We start from the raw sequence: 17,584 nt of genomic DNA, 5'->3' as shown, positions 1-17,584 counted from the left end.
GTCGACGCTGCGCAGACGTCCGGCTCATATCCGCACCGCCATGCGCTGCCATTGCAGCACGGCACGCAGCACCAGCGGTGCATACGCCAGCAGGCCGATTAAACAAATCCACTGTATCCCCGACAGTCCCCAAGCCCACGGATAGAACACCGGCTTGATGCCATCCACCAGCAATCGCCACAACAGATACGTCGCCAGCATCAGCTTGAAACGCAAGCCCGGCACGCGCGCCAGGGCGGGTTGATAGCGGCGTAACAGCAGCCACAACAGGCCCGCGAACAGGATCTCGTAAAGCTGAGTGGGATGACGGGCAATGCCATCGCCAAAGTCCATGCCCCACCACAGCGTGGTGGGCAGACCGTAAGTGTCGTCATTCAGCCCGGCCAGATAACAACCAATACGGCCGATCATGATGCCCAGCAGGATGGGATAAACAAAGTGATCGCCGGTGGAGCGTCGGTCTTTGCTGAACAACTTGGCGACTTCAACACCCACCAGCCCGCCGAGCAGCCCGCCCACTATCGATTGGCCGCCCAGCAAAAAGGTCTGCAGCGTGCCATCGGCGGGCCACCGTTGTGGCTCATCAAACCAGAACGCCAGCTTGTTGCCCAAGGCCGCGCCTGCCAGACATCCCGCCAGTACCGCGTAATTGCGTCCTTGCAACAAGGCCACATCAGCGCTTTCGGCCCGGCGCAAACGCAGATAAAACCGCGCACCCAGCATCATCGCCAGCGTTTCGAACACGGTATGAACCAGATGCGCCATAACAGGCGCCAACGGGGTGTAGAAGGAGAGCAAGTAACGGGCGCCTGCGTTGAACGGGGACGGCAAATGCCGCCCGCCGCATTGTCCACCTCTTGTTGATACAAAAGGAAACCGGCGATGACCGCGTGTTGCTCGCAAGCCTCGGTTGCGACCACGACATTGGGCGCCGGTGGTGCAATACGCCAGGGCGCGTTACCGAAGGCTGTCCGCCTTGCCGGTGTTGGCTTCAAGACCACGCTCCGCTCTGCGGCGATGTGCTTGAACCTCACGCAAATAGCCAGCGATGGCGCTTCACCGGTTAGCGAGGCCACGGCCTGGCGCTGCTTGGGGTATTGGGCTGGTCTTGCTGCGGTGCCCGGCTAATATCAGAACGCTTGGTTAGCGCCTGGATTGGCCGCCGCGCTAATCCAGTCCAGCGTAGCTCGTAGCGACGCCGGCAGCATCGGCCCGTGGCTCAGGCCAGGAAAGGTCTGGTAGCGCAGTTGCAACCCATCCACTTGCTGCAACGATTGCACCAGCGCTTTTGCCGCAGCATCGGCCGCCACGTCCGGGGTGGATGCTGCGGTCGGGCTGGCGGGTTCGGCGTCGCCGCGCATCAGCAGCAGGCTCGGCGTGGCGCCGTGCAGCCGTTGCGCCAGCCCCGGCAATTCGGCGACCACCGCACCGTCGTGCCACCACAGCGACGGGCTGGCGGCGGCATAACGCGTAAACAGGCCAGGCTGGGTAAACAGCGTATGCAGCACCAGCAGGCCGCCGTACGAATGTCCCCACAAGGCGGTCTGTTGCGGTGTGAGGAGCAGCCGCTGGTTAACCTGCGGCTGGATGCGCGTGCGCAGCAGCTCAAGAAAGGCGTCCGCGCCGCCGCTGGGCAGATTGGTCAGCGGATCGTGTTGCTCGCCGCTGCCCACGCGCGGCGTGTAATCCATGGTGCGGCCGTTGCGGTCGATGCGCTGGGGCGTGGCGTAACCCAGCGCCACCAGCACCGGCGGCGCGGGCCGCTGCGCCAACTGGTTGAGCAGCGGTACATCCAGCGCCGTCATCGCGGCGTTGCCATCCAGCAGGTACAGCACCGGCGTTTGCGCGTTGACGCGGCCAGGCTGGCCCAGCCAGATGCGGTAATGGCGTTGGCCATCGGCCGAATCGACATCAAAGCTGCTGAAGTGATACGCGCTGGCCTGGCGCAGCACCGGCGCGTTCATCAACATCTGTTCGGGCGACGGTTTGGCGGCCGCCACGCCACCGGCCAGCGCCACCGCCAGCCCCAGCCACTGGAGCGCGCGCATTACAGCGCCGCCGTCAGGCTGGTGTAGAAGGTGCGGCCGGACTGGTTATAGGTGGCGGCGCCCGCACCCGCAATATTGGTGACGCCCTGCGCATTGCCCGCGCGCCACAAGCGCTTGTCGAACAGGTTATCGATGCCGCCGGTCAAGCTGAGATGCTTGTTGAATTTGTAGGTGGCGCTCAGCCCCACCAGCGCATACGGCGACAGCTCAGTCGTGGCGGTGCCGGTGACCGGATTGCCGTGGTAATCGTATTTTTTGGGCACTTGTTTGCCGTACCACGTCAGGCTGGCCTGGCTGGACAGGTTCTCGCGCACTTGCCAGTCCAGCATGGAGTTGAGCGTGTATTTGGGCGTCACCGACAGCACGTCGCCGGTTTGTTTGTTCTCCGAGACGATCATGTAAGTGAAGTTATTGCTCCATTTGATCTGATCCCCGAACGGCTGCGTGTATGTGCCTTCCAGGCCTTCGACCAGCGCTTTGGGCACGTTTTCCCATTTGAAGATGCTGGCATTGGCGGTACTGCCGGTGCCCCCCACCGCCGTACCCACCGGCACCAGCCCCGCTTCGATCTTGTTCTTGTAATTGTTGCGGAAATACGTAATGCCCGCGACCACGCCATTCTTGCGGTACTCGATGCCCAGTTCCTTGTTGATGCTGTTCTCGGCTTTCAGGTCGGCATTGCCTTGCAGATAGCAAGCACTGGTCTGGCCATAGCAACCCTGGCCATTGCTGTACAACAGATAGTTGGGGTTGAGCTGGTACAGATTGGGCGCTTTGTAGGCCTTGGCGATACCGGCTTTCAGCGTGAAATCGTCGCTCAATACTTGCGACAGATTCAGCGACGGGCTCCAGTTATTGCCGACGATGTCATGGTGATCAAAGCGCAGGCCAGGCGTCAGCATGGTGCCGGGACGCAGTTCAGCGTTGTCTTCCACAAACACCGAGGCGATTTTTGCGGAGGAACTGCTGCTGCGGCCGCTACTGGTCAGCCCGGCCACACTGCCGCCAGCGGTGGTGGTTTGGGTGTTGGAGCTGGGGTCATCCAGTTTCTGATCGACCCATTCCGCGCCGACAGTGGCCATTTGCTCCACCCATGCCTTGAACGGCACGTTGATTTCGCTGTGCACGGTGGTATTACGCAGCACGGCGGTGTTGTAGCCGGTGCCCGAGAAGATGCCTTCAGTACCGCCCGCCAGCCCTTCTGCCACCCGCGTGTTGCGGGTTTTTTCATACTGCACATAGCTGAGCTCAGTGCCGAAGTCGTATTTGCCGCGATGCGTCAGCGCATAGGTATCGCGGTACAGAATATTGGTTTCATCACCCAGCAGTTTGGTGACGTTGGCATTGGTGTTGGTGTTCTGCGTATCGCCGGTATAGATATTGCCCTGGCGGCTATAACCGGCATCCAGTTGCAACGATTGCTCCGGCGTAATCTTGAGGTTCAGTTGCGCGTTGATATCGCGATTGCGTACCCCTTCGCGCCCGGCGGGCAATGTGCCGGCCTGGTTACCGGTGCGGGCAGATTCGTGGCCCGCGTTGATATCGGCGGCGTCGGCGTCGGTCTTGGCGATATTGCCGTAGATGCGATAGCTGAGCATGTCCGAAATCGGGCCGCTCAGGCCAAAGTCGGCGCGTTCTGAATCGCCCTCTTCGCTGTGTTGGGCAAACGAGTGGTACAGCGTGACCTGGCCTTGCGTGGTTTTGCTGGCCGCTTTGGTAATGATGTTGATCACGCCACCGGCCGCGCCATTGCCATAGCGCGCGGCGGCCGGGCCCCGGATCACCTCGATGCGTTCGACTTCTTCGGCGGGCACCCAGTTGGTATCGCCGCGGCTATCGCGCTCGCCGCGCCAACCATAGCGCACCGAATTGCGGCTGGACACCGGCTTGCCATCGATCAGGATCAGCGTGTTTTCCGGGCCCATGCCGCGGATATCAATCTGGCGATTATTGCCGCGCTGGCCGCTGCTGGAATTGCCGGTCAGATTGACGCCGGGCATGGTGCGGATGATTTCGGACAGATCATTGGCCGGCGGGCGTTTCTGGATGTCTTCGGCAGTAATCACCGATACGCCCGGCATCTGTTTACTTTCTTCTTCGGCGGTGCCGATCACCTTGACTTCCTCCAGCTGCGCCGGGGCGGATGCCTCCACGGCGGCGGCATGGCTGTACAGCGGCAAGACGCTGTACAGGCTAAGGCTGAGTAAGGAAAGGCTGGGTAAACGGCGCATGATCGGTCTCCGGAGTGCAGGAGGGCTTACGGCAGCAAGCCCTGAAGACCGCATATGATAATTATTCTCATCTACGCCACAAGCAGATTAACTTTCTAAACATTTCTGGTAGCGGGCGCAGCCAGCGCGGGGGCAGCCGAGGCGGCGGGCAGGCGCATATGCATTTGCAAACCGGCCGCACCCCGGGCCGCCCACAACTGCCCGGACTGCAAGGCGATCGCCCGCCGCGCTATGCTCAAGCCCAGACCGAAACCGTGGCCGGGCGTGCCGTCCAGTCGCAAGAACGGCGTAAAGATGCGTTCCAGATCGGCTTCGGCCACACCCGGGCCCTGGTCTTCGATGCACAGATGCCAGCAAGCGCCCTCGCGTTGGCCACTCAGGCGGATCGGGGCGTCCGGCGGCGAATGACGCACCGCGTTGCGCAGGATGTTGTCGATGGCTTGGGCCAGGCTATCGAGGTGCGCATGCACCGTGCAATCAGCGCCAAGCTCGCACACCAGCGTGGCCAGCGGGCGGCCGGTCTCGAAATGCACGTCTTGCGCCAAGGCCTCCCACACCGATGCGACCACCACGCTTTCAGCCTTCAGTTGCGGTTTTTCTGCGTCGAGCCAGGCCAGGTTCAGCGCGTCTTCGACCAGACGTTGCATATCGTCGACTTCTTTGCTGACGCGTTGCTGCAAGACGGCCACGGAGAGATCACTTTCGCTGGCGACTTGCAGCCGCACCAGCGGCGTACGGATTTCATGGGACAAGGTGCGCAGCAACTGGCGCTGTTGCTCCAGGCTCAGGCGCAAACGCTCGGCCATATGTTCGTAGGCACGCGCCAGCTCGCCCAGCTCATCGTGCCGCCGGGCCACGGCGCTGCCCGCCAGCGGCGCCAGATCACCGGAGCGCAATGCATTGGCGCGTTCGCGCAATTCGGTGAGCGGCACCACCAGATGCCGATACAGCGCCAGGCCCAAAGCCAGCGCCAGCACGGCGGGCACGATGCCGTGGGTAAACAGATGGGTGCTGGGCGTCAGCCCGGGCGGTAACAAGCGTTGTGGTAGCTGGATAACCAGCCGCCCCGCTGCGGGCGCTTGCGCAAAGGCAATGCTGACATAGGGCAATTCGGCGTCCAGGCGTTTGCTCATCGGCCAGGTCAACTTGCGCATAAAGGTCAGATGGCTCATTTCGCGATCAGTGAGCGGCTGTGTGCCCAGGCTCTGCAAACGCGCATCCAGCACCGCCACCCAGGTGTGTTCGCGCCGTTGCAATTGCTGGCGCCACGCCTCGACGGCATTGCGGTCGTGGCTGGCGGCGATCTGTTCGGCCTCGACCGCGTAATGCGCTAGCGCGGCTTGATCGCCCGGTTCCAGAAAATACGTGCTGCGTTCGACCGAAGTCCCCCACCCCCACACCAGCCACACCAGCAGCAAGCAAAACCCGACCTGCAACAGCGCCAGCTTCCATAACAAAGGATGGCGGCCCAGCTTCATGCGGCGGCTTGCACGGTCAGCACATAACCCTGGCCGCGCACGGCCTGGATCTGCATATGATCGGCCGAGATGGCGGCCAGTTTGCGCCGCACATTGCAGACATGCACATCCAGCCCGCGATCCAGCCGGGTGTAGCCGCGATGCAGCACGCGCTGGTACAGAAACGCTTTGCTCAGCGCCTCGCCGAGGTGTTCATGCAAAGTGAGCAGCAGGCGGAATTCCGATCCAGTCAGCCCGGCGGCGCGGCCATGGCACAGCACGTCTTGCGCCGTGGTGTCGAACCTGAATGCGGCAGAGGGTTCTGGCGCCACGCCAGGCGCGGCCACGCTGGCGCGCCGATCCAGCGCCACCCGCCGCAACAAGGCATCGATCCGCGCGTCCAGTTCGGCCAGGCTGAAGGGCTTGGGTAGATAATCGTCGGCGCCCTGGCTAAAGCCGCTAATGCGATCCTGCTCTGCCCCCAGCGCCGACATCAACATCACCGGCGTGCCGCGCTGGCCGCGCAGTTGTTGCAGCACCGCCAAGCCGTTGGCACCGGGCAGCATGATGTCGAGCAACACCAGATCGAGCGGAATCTGCAAGGCCAGCGCCAGGCCGTCATCGCCCCGCGCGGCGGTACGCACGGCAAAGCCGCGCCGTTGCAGATGCTGCTGCAGATGGTCGCGCAGGGCGCTGTCGTCTTCGATCAACAAGACGCGGGCGGGGGATGGAGAAGATGAAGTTTGCAATTGATAATGATTCCCAATTGCCGAATCTTCTCATTTGCCGCGCGTGCAGGCAATGCGGCAGCCGCCTGATCCGGCCATCGCAACATCCGCCAGCCCGGCCGCCAGCGTTCAGGGAGTCAGAAATGACAGGCTGAGCGCGGGGACGGCGCCGGTGTTTTCCAGCAGCGGCGCGCTGGCGCTTTCGTCCTTGAGCTGCACGCCGGTGAGCTGGCGTTGCAGTGATTCGTTGAGCAGATAGTCAAGGCGGAACGCGGCTTCGTCGTAGCGCATACCGCCGGGACGGACATTGGAAATACAGTTGCGCTCGGCATCGCTCATGCCCACACGCGGCATCCAGCTGATGTACAGGCCCATGCTATCGGGCGAGCTCAGGCCCGGACGTTCACCGATCAGCACCACCACCAGTCGGGTGCGCAGCAAACTGCCCACTTCATCGCCCACCGCCACCCGGCCCTGGCGCACGATGGCGAGGGGCGCTTGCCGCCAGCCGCGCGCGGCGATTCTTTGCTGCAAGGTGGCCAGAAACGGCACGGCGTTGTTGGCGATGGCCAGCGCGGATAGCCCATCGGCGATGACAAAGCCGATGTCGTATGCGGCATCGTCGTCCGCGGTCGCCGCCAGCAAGGCCTGGCGCGATGCTTCGCCTAGCCGTCGTCCCCAATCGGGCCGTTGCAGATACGTCAATCGATCCGCCGCCGCGCTATGCAGGATATGGCTGTCGGCCGCGCCGGGGATGTTGGCATCCCTCAATTGTTGCTGCAAACCCTCGGCATCCAGCGCCAGATGCACAGCATCGCGCGCTTGCGCATGCGCGAGCTGAAACGCCAGTTGCGGTTGCGTGGGCAAGCTGACGCCGGCGCGGCCCAGCGCAATGCGCGCCGAGGTAAAGCGCCGCAACGTTTGCCACGGATTGTCGGTGACCGGCGAGGTCAGCGGATCTTTCACACAGTGGGGATCAGACATCATCAGGCCAGCCTGCGTAGCGCGTCGCCAAACACCGGGGGCAAGCCATCGTGCAGGCGGAACAGCGCGTCATTGCTAAAGATTTGCGTTTGCTGCAGCCACGCTTCAAATTCCGGCGCGGGACGCAGGCCGAGTACGCGGCGCACATACAAAGCATCGTGGAATGAGGTGGTCTGGTAATTGAGCATGATGTCGTCCGAGCCCGGTATGCCCATCACAAAATTGCAGCCAGCCGTGGCCAGCAGCGTCAGCAGGTTGTCCATATCGTTCTGGTCGGCCTCGGCGTGGTTGGTGTAACACACGTCGCAGCCCATCGGCAGGCCGAGCAATTTGGCGCAGAAATGGTCTTCCAGACCGGCGCGGATAATCTGTTTGCCGTCGTACAAATATTCGGGGCCGATAAAGCCGACCACGGTATTGACCAGCAGCGGCTTGAACTTGCGCGCCACGGCATAGGCGCGCGCCTCGCAGGTTTGCTGGTCGACGCCAAAATGCGCGTTGGCGGACAAGGCGCTGCCCTGGCCGGTTTCGAAATACATGACGTTATCGCCCACCGTGCCGCGTTGCAGCGACAAAGCCGCGCTACGCGCCTCGCCCAGCAGCGCCAGATCAATGCCGAAGCTGCGGTTGGCGGCCTCGGTGCCAGCAATTGACTGAAACACCAGATCCACCGGCGCGCCGCGTTCGATGGCGGCGATGGTGTTGGTGACGTGGGTCAGCACGCACGACTGCGTGGGGATCTGATACCGGCTGATGATCTCGGCCATCATGCTGACCAGGTTGATCACTTGCGGCACGTTGTCGGTGGCCGGGTTGATGCCGAAAACCGCGTCGCCGCAGCCATAGAGCAAACCATCGAGCAAGCTGGCAGCAATGCCACTGGCGTCGTCGGTGGGGTGATTGGGTTGCAAACGCGTGGCGAGGCGCCCCTCCAGCCCGATGGTGTCGCGAAACGCGGTGACCACGCGGCACTTTTTAGCCACCAGAATCAGATCCTGGTTGCGCATGATCTTGCTGACGGCGGCGGCCATTTCGGGGGTGATGCCCGGTGCGGCGGCGGCCAGCACGTCGCTGGTGGTGGCGTCGTGCAGCAACCAGTTGCGAAAGTCGCCGACGGTTAAATGGCTGATGGCGGCGAAGGCGTGGGCGTCGTGTTCGTCGATGATCAGGCGGGTGATTTCATCGGTTTCGTAGGGCACCAGCACGTGCTCGAGGAAGGCGCGCAGCGGCAGCTCGGCCAAGGCCATTTGCGCCACCACGCGTTGCTCGGCGCTCTGCGCCGCCACCCCCGCCAGCAGATCGCCCGAGCGCAACGGCGTGGCTTTGGCCAGCAGGTCTGGCAGATCCGCAAACTGATGCGTGATCGGGCCCACGGTATGACTGAACTGCGGCATTGAACCCCCTCACTACGCTGGCATAGGGTGGGTCAAGACCCACCAGCCAAAGCCATCCGGCAAAAACGCTAACGCTGCGAATCTCTCTTTGGCTTTGTGCGGTGGGTCCAGACCCACCCTATTTAACAAACGTGGCATAGGGTGGGTCTAGACCCACCAGCCAAAGCCATCCGACAAAAACGCTAATGCAGCAAATCTCTCATCGGCTTTGTGGGGTGGGTCTAGACCCACCCTAACAACAAGCGTGGCATCGGGTGGGTCTGGCCCCACCCGATGCAGCGCGGGCTGGTTATGGTGCCGTGGGCACGGTGGCGGCGTACAGCGCGTTGGCGCGGTGTTTGCCGGTCATCAAGAAGTAGCCGTAGCCCAGTGCCAGGAACAGCACAAACAAGCCAAAGATCAACGCGTTGTAGTAGATCATGGTCACCATGCACACCACCGCGCCAAACAAGGCAAACGCGGGGAAGTACGGGTACAGCGGTGCGCGGAACGGCCGCGCCAGCCCTGCTTCAGTCCGGCGCAGTTTAAACAGACTGAGCATGCTCAGGATGTACATCAGGATCGCACCAAACACTGACATCGTGACGATATTGGCCGTTAGCGTTTGCCCGCCCAGCGTGATCAGCGAATCGCTGAAGATGGCCGCAATGCCGACCACGCCACCGGCGATGATCGCGCGATGCGGCGTCTTGAAGCGCGGATGCACTTTGGCAAAATACCCTGGCAAAAAGCCCTCACGGGACAGCGCAAAAATCTGGCGCGAGTAGCCGATGATAATGCCGTGGAACGACGCCACCAGGCCAAACAACCCCAGCCACACCAGCATATGCAGCCAGTTGCTGTGCGCGCCCACAATCAATTTCATCGCTTGCGGCAACGGGTCATTGATATTGGAGAGCTTGGTCCAGTCGCCCGCGCCACCGGCAAACAACATCACGCCAATCGCCAATGCCACCAGCGTCAGAATGCCTGCGATATAGGCAATCGGGATTGAACGCTTGGGGTCTTTGGCTTCTTCCGCCGCCATGGCCACGCCTTCAATCGCCAGAAAAAACCAGATGGCAAACGGAATCGCCGCAAACATGCCGGGGATGGACGCCAGCGAGAAATGATCCGCGCCCGACCAGCCGCCTTTAACAAAATTGGCGGTGGAGAAGCCCGGCGAGACCACGCCCATAAACACCAGCAGCTCAAAGATGGCCAGCACGGTAACGCACAGCTCAAACGTCGCCGCCACCTGCACGCCGATGATATTGAGCGCCATAAAGATCAGATATGCGCCCACCGCCGCATGTTTGGGATCGATGCTGGGGAATTGCACGTTGAGATAAGCGCCGATGGCCAGGGCAATGGCCGGGGGCGCAAATACAAACTCGATCAGCGTGGCCGCGCCCGCCAGATAACCGCCGGTGGCGCCAAACGCGCGCTTGCTATAGGCAAACGGACCGCCCGCATGCGGGATGGACGTGGTCAGTTCGGTAAAGCTGAAAATAAACGTGGCATACATCGCCGCGATAAACAACGCGGTGACGGTAAACCCCAAGGTGCCGGCCGACGCCCAGCCATAACTCCAGCCAAAATATTCGCCCGAGATCACCAACCCGACGGCGATCCCCCATAACTGCCACGTGCTCAGAACGGGTCTGAGACCGGATGCTGAACCTTCCATTGCAAGCTCCCTGTGCGATACCCGGATTGGATGCGGCAGCGCCAGGCGGCCGTACCCGCCCTGATGCTCTGCCTGCCTTGTAACAACGCTTTAAAAATCAACGGCTGACGCGGGCACAACGCTTGCTTGTCTACGTTGTGATTGCCCTCGGCAACGAATATAGCGTCGGGCAAAAACCGGCCGTTATCGAAAATCGGCAAACATGACAAACCCGGCCCACGGCCCACGTTTGCTGTGCTTGCCTGCAGCGGGAGGCGCAGCAGCCATGACCCATAACGCGATGTTTCTGGCCCGGCCGGACTTTGCCCACATCGGCGCCAACCCGGCCGCGCGGCGCACCATCGTTGCGCATGATGTGGACGAACAAGCCCACAATCTGACCGATTGGGAGCAGCGCTATGACCAGATCACCGCCGGGCGTTTTTGCGGCGTGCTGGATGAATGGCGCAATCAAGACGTGCAGATTTTTCGTGAGCGCAACAGCTGCGCGCTGCATCAAGCCTGTAGCGTGCGGCCCGATGCGTTCTGGTTTGGCATCGAAGCGCAAACGCGCGGCATGCGCATCAATGGGCGGCCGGTGGGCGACGACCGCGTGATGACGCGGCCCGGCCATCATCCGTTTGAACTGACCACGCCGGACGCGCATGAAATCCTCGGCATCGTCATCCAGCGCAGCACCTTGCTGGCGGCCGCCGCCCAACAGCGCTGCACCATCGAAACCAGCCGCCTTGCCAGCGCCGAGTTATTACAGGTGGACCACGCCGCGTTGCAAACCTGTCGCCAGACCATACAAGGCTTGCTGGCCATGCACGAAACCGAGGCTGCGCTGGCCGCGCAAGCCGATCACGTCATCAGCGCCCTGCTGGCTTTGCTCGACACCAGCGCCCCCGAGGCCGAAGCCTGCGCCAGCCTGGCGCGCCGCCGCCGCATTGTGCGCGACGCGCATGAACTGGTGCTCAGCCAGCAGGATGTGACCGTCACCGTGCCCATGCTGTGCGAACAGCTCTACGTCAGCCGCCGTACCCTGCAATATTGTTTTGAAGATGTGCTCGGTATCAGCCCGATGGCCTATTTGCGCTATCTGCGGCTGAACGAAGTGCGGCGCCAACTCACCCACGCCAGCCCCGAAGTACGGGTTGGCGACGTGGCGGCGGCATGGGGGTTCAAGAACTTCAGCCAGTTCTCGTGCGACTACAAAAAGCTGTTCGGGGCCTCGCCCTCCAGTGCCCTCAAGCTACTGGCGTGAGGCCGGGGAATGCGCACCTGGTCTGATCGCTGCCGTGGGGCACGGCAAACGCACTTATAATCGCGGCGCAGAAACGCTATTTGCGCGTTTTGAAGTCACCCCGATAAAGAGCAGCCGCATGTCGATCAAAGAAACCAAAGCCAAGTATCTCGAGCAAAACTTCAAGCTGCGCCAGCGCGGCATCAGGCTGGTTTCGTACCGGGTGCCCTGTTGTGGCGCCACGCTGGAAGGGCGTCTGGCCAGTGCGATGGAAGAATGGGAAACCGTGGCCACTTGCCCGGAATGCGGCGAGCTGTACATGAAATACACCACGGACCGCAAAATCAGCGCCGAATTGCTCGCCACCAAATAATCCAGCCCCAACGCGCCGCCAGCCTGGCCGCGCGTGTCCCCTCTTCTGCTTGTTCAGTCCCGGCCCGCTTGGCGCACGCTCCGGCGTTTACAACACGCCCAGGGTAAACGCCTTTAAGGTGGCCGCGGCGCGCGTACTGCATTCCAGTTTGCGAAAGATGCTTTCCATATGCGTGCGTACGGTGCTGGGGCTGATCACCAGCGCGCGCGCCACTTCTTTATTGCTTTCGCCCAGGCTGATGCGGCGTAGCACGTCGGTTTCGCGCTCGGATAACAAGGCAGCGGGCTTGCGCGCGGGCGGGCTGGTTTTGCCGGTGGTGTGGGCAATCAGCGCCTCGACGATCACCCCGTCCAGGCGCCCGGCCTGCGCTTCGGCCCGCAGCAATGCGGTGGCTTCGGTGGCCGAATGCGCGGCGCGCCAGGGCCGCCGCGCCACCAGTGCACACCACGCCACCGCAGCGGCCAGGATGCGGCGTTCGGTGGGAATCGCCTCGCCACTGACGCAGCGAAAATAACCGCTGCCATCCAGCCGTTCATACGCGTACGACGCCAGTTCGGCTTCGGCCGCCAGCGCGGCCGTGTGTTGCGCGGCACGGCGCGTCCAGTACGGCACCAGCCGCACGCGTTCCCATGCGGCATAAGCGAGCGGCCCCGCGGCATTCCATAAGGCATTGGGCAAGGCGGCGCGACCAATATTGTGGATCAAGCCAGCGCGGTAGATACGCTGCGCCACCGCGGCTTCAAGACCGATCTGCTGCGCCACCGCTTGCGCCAGCGTCGCCACCTGGCGCGAATACCCGGCCAGCCATGGCAGCTTCAGATCCGCAATATCGGCCACCAATTCCAGTGGCACCGGCTGCGTGGTGCTGCCCAGCGCCGGCGGCAGCATCTTGCCTTGCGCGCTAAAGCCGTCCAGCTGCGCCAGCCATTGCGCCGCATGCCGCATCAGCAAATCCGCCAATCCTGCCGGATAAACATGGCCCGCGCGCTCGGTGATCAATTGCAAGGCACGCGGCAAACCATGGGCACGACTCAGGATTTCCAGGTCAGCTGCCAGCGCCACCAGATAGGTAGCGCGCGGCACATCATCGCCGCGCAAGACGCCTGGCAAACCGCTGCCGTCGTAACGCTCAAAGGTGTGGCGCAAGGCGGTTTCGATCAGGGGACCGAGGTCGAGCATGCGTGCGATATCACCGGCGACTTCGCAATGGATTTGCGCCATCTCGGGCATCTGGCTTTGTGCGGCGGCAGTCAGCGCGGGCAAGGTCAGCGCCATCATCGCTTCGCGCCCGGCCACGTCATCGCCCAGGATGCGTTCAAAGCCCGCTGCGTTGGCGGTGCAGCCGGACCAGCGCAACAAGGCGGCAATCTCTACCGCGACGATTTCGTCTTCGGTGCAGCCCGCCACCCGCGCTAACGCCATCGCCAGCCACGCCGTACGGGGTGACTGGTCGGTGGCGCGGCCCATGCTGAGGTCGCCGATAAACGCGATGGCAGCAATGGCATCGCGCGCCGGGATCAGCGCGGCAGGTTCAAAGGTGATCGACTGCATCTAGTCCGCCCGGGTCATGGCGCGCGGCCGGGCTGCATCGGATATCCGACCGATGTTCGCCCACCCGCGTGCTGCGGATACTTGGTCCTGTGCTGCAAACCAACCCATACCTCGGAGATTGATCATGACTGCTCGTAAACTGATTGCCGCTGCTGTTGCCACTTTTGCCCTCTCTGCTGGCGTTGCCCATGCCGCTGAAACCCCCACCGTCGTGATCGTACACGGCGCATTTGCCGATGGCTCGGATTGGTCCCACGTGATCCCTTATCTGCAAGCCAAAGGCATCAAGGTGACCGCGGTGCAAAACAGCCTGGACTCACTGCAAGGCGACGTCACCGCCGCCCAACGCGCCATCGCCAACGCCCCCGGCCGCGTGGTGCTGGTGGGCCATTCCTGGGGCGGCACCGTCATCACCCAGGCCGGTAACGACCCGAAAGTAGCCGCGCTGGTCTACGTCGCCGCCTTCGCCCCGGACGCCGGCCAATCCACCGCTGACCAAGGCAAACAATACCCGGTGCCGGAAGGCATCAAGCATCTGCAAGCCGATGCCAGCGGTTATCTGTCGCTGTCGGCCGACGGCGTGGCCAACTACTTTGCCCAGGATCTGCCGCGTAGCCGCACCGACGTGATGGCCGCCACCCAAGGCCCGATCGCCGCCAAAGCGTTTGGCGAAAAAGTCACCGCCGCCGCCTGGAGCACCCGCCCCAACTGGTACATCGTGTCGTCCAACGACCGCATGATCCAGCCAGACCTGGAACGCGATTACGCCAAAAAGCTGAATGCAAAGACCACCACCCTGCCGTCGAGCCATGTGCCGCAGCAGTCGCATCCGGAAGAAGTGGCCAAGGTGATTATTGAGGCGGTGCAAAGCGTGGCGGCGCAATAAACCAGTGCCCCTGGATACCACAAAGGCGGACCGCTGCGGTCCGCCTTTTTGTTTGCGCGGCGGTCAGCGAGATCGAGCGCCAGCATCCCGCTGCTGCACCAGCCCGCAACCCATTGGCACCGCTGTGGCCCGAGCCGCCGGGCCACACATCAAGGCAGCCGTACTATGCCCTGATTAATTTTGAAACGGCCTCGGCCATCCGGTAGAGCCCGGCCGTTGCCACGGTATTCGCTCCCGCCGCCCCTACCGCCTCGCACTAAAACGCTTTCCGGCCTTGAAAAGGTTACAGTCCATCACTATTATTGGCACTCGTTAGTCGGGAGTGCTAACGGGGCCTTGCAGGCCCCTTCTAACATTTCATGGCCTCAGGATTTCTGAACAGGAGAGTGAACGATGAAGATCCGTCCTTTGCATGACCGCGTTGTGATCAAGCGTGTAGAAGCCGAAGAAAAAACCGCATCCGGTATCGTGTTGCCGGGCGCTGCGGCCGAGAAGCCTGATCTGGGCGAGGTTATCGCGATCGGCACTGGCAAAGTGCTGGACAACGGTTCTGTGCGTGAACTGTCGGTGAAGGTTGGCGATAAGGTCATCCTCGGCAAATACAGCGGCCAGACCGTCAAGGTTGATGGCGAAGAACTGCTGGTTGTTCGCGAAGAAGACATCTTCGGTGTACTCGAAGGCTGATTGCCCGCCGTGGCAGTCGCGTAGTACCCCGCTATTCCCTTCCAGATTTGCAGGAGTAATAAATAATGGCAGCTAAAGAAGTCAAGTTTGGTGATTCCGCGCGTTCGCGCATGGTCGCTGGCGTAAACATCCTCGCCGATGCAGTCAAGGTAACGCTGGGCCCGAAAGGCCGTAACGTGGTGCTGGAGCGCAGCTTTGGCGCCCCGACCATCACCAAAGACGGTGTGTCGGTAGCTAAAGAAATCGAACTGAAAGACAAGTTCGAAAACATGGGCGCGCAACTGGTTAAAGAAGTTGCCTCCAAGACTTCCGATATCGCAGGCGATGGCACCACCACCGCCACCGTGCTGGCGCAAGGCATTGTTAACGAAGGCCTGAAGTACGTGGCCGCCGGTTTCAACCCGACCGATCTGAAGCGCGGTATCGACAAGGCTGTGATCGCTCTGGTTGAAGAACTGAAGAAGATTGCCAAGCCGACCACCACCAGCAAGGAAATCGCGCAAGTCGGTTCCATCTCGGCCAACAGCGACGAAATCGTCGGCGCCAAGATTGCTGAAGCAATGGACAAAGTGGGCAAGGAAGGCGTCATCACCATTGAAGACGGTTCCGGCCTCGAAGACGAACTGGCAGTGGTTGAAGGTATGCAATTCGACCGCGGCTACCTGAGCCCGTACTTCATCAACAACCCGGAAAAACAGATTGCCCTGCTGGACAATCCGTTTGTGCTGCTGTTCGACAAGAAAATCAGCAACATCCGTGATCTGCTGCCGGTGCTGGAACAAGTGGCCAAGTCGGGCCGCCCGCTGCTGATCATCGCTGAAGATGTCGATGGCGAAGCGCTGGCTACCCTGGTGGTCAACAACATCCGCGGCATTCTGAAGACTGTTGCTGTCAAGGCACCGGGCTTTGGTGATCGTCGTAAAGCCATGCTGGAAGATATCGCCATCCTGACTGGCGGTACCGTGATCGCTGAAGAAGTGGGTCTGACGCTCGAGAAGACCACGCTGGCTGAGCTGGGCCAGGCCAAGCGCATCGAAGTGGGTAAAGAAAACACCACCATCATCGACGGCGCAGGTTCGGAAGACACGATCAAGGCCCGCGTTGGCCAGATCCGTAGCCAGATCGAAGAAGCCAGCAGCGATTACGACCGTGAAAAACTGCAAGAACGCGTGGCCAAGCTGGCCGGCGGCGTTGCAGTGATCAAGGTTGGCGCTGCGACTGAAGTCGAAATGAAAGAGAAGAAAGCCCGCGTTGAAGATGCCCTGCACGCCACCCGTGCTGCAGTGGAAGAAGGCATTGTGCCTGGCGGCGGTGTTGCGCTGCTGCGTGCCCGTGCCAACCTGGGCGAGCTGAAGGGCCTGAACGCCGATCAAGACGCTGGTATCAAGATCGTGCTGAAAGCCATCGAAGCACCGCTGCGTCAGATCGTGGCCAACGCTGGCGACGAGCCGAGCGTGGTGGTTAACCGCGTGGTGGAAGGCACCGGTAACTTCGGTTACAACGCCGCTACCGGCGAATACGGTGATCTGGTTGCCATCGGCGTGCTGGATCCGGCCAAGGTAACGCGTTCGGCACTGCAACACGCTGCATCGATCGCTGGTCTGCTGCTGACCACCGACGCAATGGTGGCTGAGCTGCCGAAAGACGACGCTCCGGCCATGCCGGGCGGCGGCGGTATGGGTGGCATGGGCGGCATGGACTTCTAAGTCCGGCTTCTCTGGCAACACCATGGAAAAAGGCCTTCTTCGGAAGGCCTTTTTTTTTGTTTGCGTTTGGGGTCGGGGACCGTTGGGGTATGCCATGGATGCTGGGTTGGCCCCGTACGGGGCCGTTGGCCCCGAAATGTGCGTTGCCCTTCGGGTAACGCACCCTACCGGCGATTTATCCACCATGCATAGGGTGGGTCGTGACCCACCAAGCAAAGTCATCAAGAGATTTGATACCAGACGATTCGCATCGAATGGCTTTGCTTTGTGAGTCAAGGACGCCGGGCAAAGCGGAAACTTCGACCAGCGATGTGCGCAGCGGCGGCCTTGAATGGTGGGTCATGACCCACCCTATGCCTGGCTAATCCGAGCAGTTATAGGGTGGGTCGTGACCCACCTGGCAAAGCCATCAAGAGATTTGATACCAGACGACTCTCATCAAATGGCTTTGCTTTGTGAGTCAAGGACGCCAGGCAAAGCGAAAACTTCGACCAGCGAGGTGCGCATCGGCGGCTTTGAATGGTGGGTCATGACCCACCCTATGCCTGGCTAATCCGAGCAGTTATAGGGTGGGTCGTGACCCACCTGGCAAAGCCATCAAGAGATTAGATACCAGACGACTCTCATCAAATGGCTTTGCTTTGTGAG

General features: G+C 61.7%; 14 protein-coding genes. 5 read left to right on the top strand and 9 right to left on the bottom strand.

The window, feature by feature from the left end; translation table 11 throughout:
- Positions 1-24: 24 nt before the first annotated feature.
- The 8 genes from ACYQ1A_RS03965 to eat all read right to left on the bottom strand — a co-directional run bounded on the left by ACYQ1A_RS03965 (position 25) and on the right by eat (position 10,511).
- Positions 25-765 carry a prolipoprotein diacylglyceryl transferase family protein gene (locus ACYQ1A_RS03965; RefSeq protein WP_499360399.1) on the bottom strand — a complete coding sequence of 247 codons (741 nt, stop codon included), beginning with the start codon at positions 763-765 and terminating at the stop codon, positions 25-27.
- Between the two features lie 365 nt (positions 766-1,130).
- Positions 1,131-2,048, bottom strand: coding sequence for an alpha/beta hydrolase (locus ACYQ1A_RS03960; RefSeq protein ID WP_499360397.1), 918 nt, complete (start codon positions 2,046-2,048; stop codon positions 1,131-1,133).
- Positions 2,048-4,279 (bottom strand): TonB-dependent siderophore receptor, encoded by a 2,232-nt coding sequence (locus tag ACYQ1A_RS03955; RefSeq protein ID WP_499360396.1) that lies wholly within the window; start codon positions 4,277-4,279, stop codon positions 2,048-2,050. The genes ACYQ1A_RS03960 and ACYQ1A_RS03955 overlap by 1 nt, the downstream gene beginning before the upstream one ends.
- 95 nt (positions 4,280-4,374) lie before the next feature.
- Positions 4,375-5,757, bottom strand: a complete 1,383-nt coding sequence (locus ACYQ1A_RS03950; protein ID WP_499360394.1) for a HAMP domain-containing sensor histidine kinase — start codon at positions 5,755-5,757, stop codon at positions 4,375-4,377.
- Positions 5,754-6,449, bottom strand: a complete 696-nt coding sequence (locus ACYQ1A_RS03945; protein WP_499360393.1) for a response regulator transcription factor — start codon at positions 6,447-6,449, stop codon at positions 5,754-5,756. The genes ACYQ1A_RS03950 and ACYQ1A_RS03945 overlap by 4 nt, the downstream gene beginning before the upstream one ends.
- A gap of 144 nt (positions 6,450-6,593) precedes the next feature.
- On the bottom strand, positions 6,594-7,451 hold the full coding sequence (gene eutC, locus ACYQ1A_RS03940) for an ethanolamine ammonia-lyase subunit EutC (protein WP_499360392.1): 858 nt from the start codon (positions 7,449-7,451) through the stop codon (positions 6,594-6,596).
- Positions 7,451-8,842, bottom strand: a complete 1,392-nt coding sequence (locus ACYQ1A_RS03935; RefSeq protein ID WP_499360391.1) for an ethanolamine ammonia-lyase subunit EutB — start codon at positions 8,840-8,842, stop codon at positions 7,451-7,453. The genes eutC and ACYQ1A_RS03935 overlap by 1 nt, the downstream gene beginning before the upstream one ends.
- 289 nt (positions 8,843-9,131) lie before the next feature.
- Positions 9,132-10,511, bottom strand: coding sequence for an ethanolamine permease (gene eat / locus ACYQ1A_RS03930; RefSeq protein WP_499360389.1), 1,380 nt, complete (start codon positions 10,509-10,511; stop codon positions 9,132-9,134).
- 265 nt (positions 10,512-10,776) lie between these two features.
- Here eat and ACYQ1A_RS03925 point away from each other — a divergent pair, with 265 nt between their 5' ends.
- A complete protein-coding gene (locus ACYQ1A_RS03925) occupies positions 10,777-11,757 on the top strand; it encodes a helix-turn-helix domain-containing protein (RefSeq protein WP_499360387.1) in 981 nt (326 codons plus the stop codon).
- A gap of 118 nt (positions 11,758-11,875) precedes the next feature.
- The gene (locus ACYQ1A_RS03920) at positions 11,876-12,109 is read left to right on the top strand and encodes a hypothetical protein (RefSeq protein WP_499360385.1); all 234 of its coding nucleotides are present in this window, start codon (positions 11,876-11,878) and stop codon (positions 12,107-12,109) included.
- A gap of 87 nt (positions 12,110-12,196) precedes the next feature.
- Here ACYQ1A_RS03920 and ACYQ1A_RS03915 read toward each other — a convergent pair whose 3' ends face one another.
- A complete protein-coding gene (locus tag ACYQ1A_RS03915; RefSeq protein ID WP_499360384.1) occupies positions 12,197-13,660 on the bottom strand; it encodes an HD domain-containing phosphohydrolase in 1,464 nt (487 codons plus the stop codon).
- A 124-nt stretch (positions 13,661-13,784) separates the two neighbouring features.
- Here ACYQ1A_RS03915 and ACYQ1A_RS03910 point away from each other — a divergent pair, with 124 nt between their 5' ends.
- The 3 genes from ACYQ1A_RS03910 to groL all read left to right on the top strand — a co-directional run bounded on the left by ACYQ1A_RS03910 (position 13,785) and on the right by groL (position 16,936).
- Positions 13,785-14,546 (top strand): alpha/beta fold hydrolase, encoded by a 762-nt coding sequence (locus ACYQ1A_RS03910; protein WP_499360382.1) that lies wholly within the window; start codon positions 13,785-13,787, stop codon positions 14,544-14,546.
- A gap of 393 nt (positions 14,547-14,939) precedes the next feature.
- Positions 14,940-15,230, top strand: a complete 291-nt coding sequence (locus ACYQ1A_RS03905; RefSeq protein ID WP_499360381.1) for a co-chaperone GroES — start codon at positions 14,940-14,942, stop codon at positions 15,228-15,230.
- 65 nt (positions 15,231-15,295) lie between these two features.
- Complete coding sequence (groL, locus tag ACYQ1A_RS03900; protein WP_499360378.1) at positions 15,296-16,936, top strand: chaperonin GroEL; 1,641 nt, start codon at positions 15,296-15,298, stop codon at positions 16,934-16,936.
- Positions 16,937-17,584 lie beyond the last annotated feature (648 nt).

Source organism: Silvimonas sp. JCM 19000 (assembly GCF_054652575.1).
This window is presented reverse-complemented; position numbering and strand designations above follow the sequence as displayed.

Bases quoted from the DNA above. Each gene is read 5' to 3' on its own strand.
- ACYQ1A_RS03965 (WP_499360399.1), bottom strand. From the start codon at position 765: ATGGCGCATCTGGTTCATACCGTGTTCGAAACGCTGGCGATGATGCTG.
- ACYQ1A_RS03960 (WP_499360397.1), bottom strand. From the start codon at position 2,048: ATGCGCGCGCTCCAGTGGCTGGGGCTGGCGGTGGCGCTGGCCGGTGGC.
- ACYQ1A_RS03955 (WP_499360396.1), bottom strand. From the start codon at position 4,279: ATGCGCCGTTTACCCAGCCTTTCCTTACTCAGCCTTAGCCTGTACAGC.
- ACYQ1A_RS03950 (WP_499360394.1), bottom strand. From the start codon at position 5,757: ATGAAGCTGGGCCGCCATCCTTTGTTATGGAAGCTGGCGCTGTTGCAG.
- eutC (WP_499360392.1), bottom strand. From the start codon at position 7,451: ATGATGTCTGATCCCCACTGTGTGAAAGATCCGCTGACCTCGCCGGTC.
- ACYQ1A_RS03935 (WP_499360391.1), bottom strand. From the start codon at position 8,842: ATGCCGCAGTTCAGTCATACCGTGGGCCCGATCACGCATCAGTTTGCG.
- eat (WP_499360389.1), bottom strand. From the start codon at position 10,511: ATGGAAGGTTCAGCATCCGGTCTCAGACCCGTTCTGAGCACGTGGCAG.
- ACYQ1A_RS03925 (WP_499360387.1), top strand. From the start codon at position 10,777: ATGACCCATAACGCGATGTTTCTGGCCCGGCCGGACTTTGCCCACATC.
- ACYQ1A_RS03920 (WP_499360385.1), top strand. From the start codon at position 11,876: ATGTCGATCAAAGAAACCAAAGCCAAGTATCTCGAGCAAAACTTCAAG.
- ACYQ1A_RS03915 (WP_499360384.1), bottom strand. From the start codon at position 13,660: ATGCAGTCGATCACCTTTGAACCTGCCGCGCTGATCCCGGCGCGCGAT.
- ACYQ1A_RS03910 (WP_499360382.1), top strand. From the start codon at position 13,785: ATGACTGCTCGTAAACTGATTGCCGCTGCTGTTGCCACTTTTGCCCTC.
- ACYQ1A_RS03905 (WP_499360381.1), top strand. From the start codon at position 14,940: ATGAAGATCCGTCCTTTGCATGACCGCGTTGTGATCAAGCGTGTAGAA.
- groL (WP_499360378.1), top strand. From the start codon at position 15,296: ATGGCAGCTAAAGAAGTCAAGTTTGGTGATTCCGCGCGTTCGCGCATG.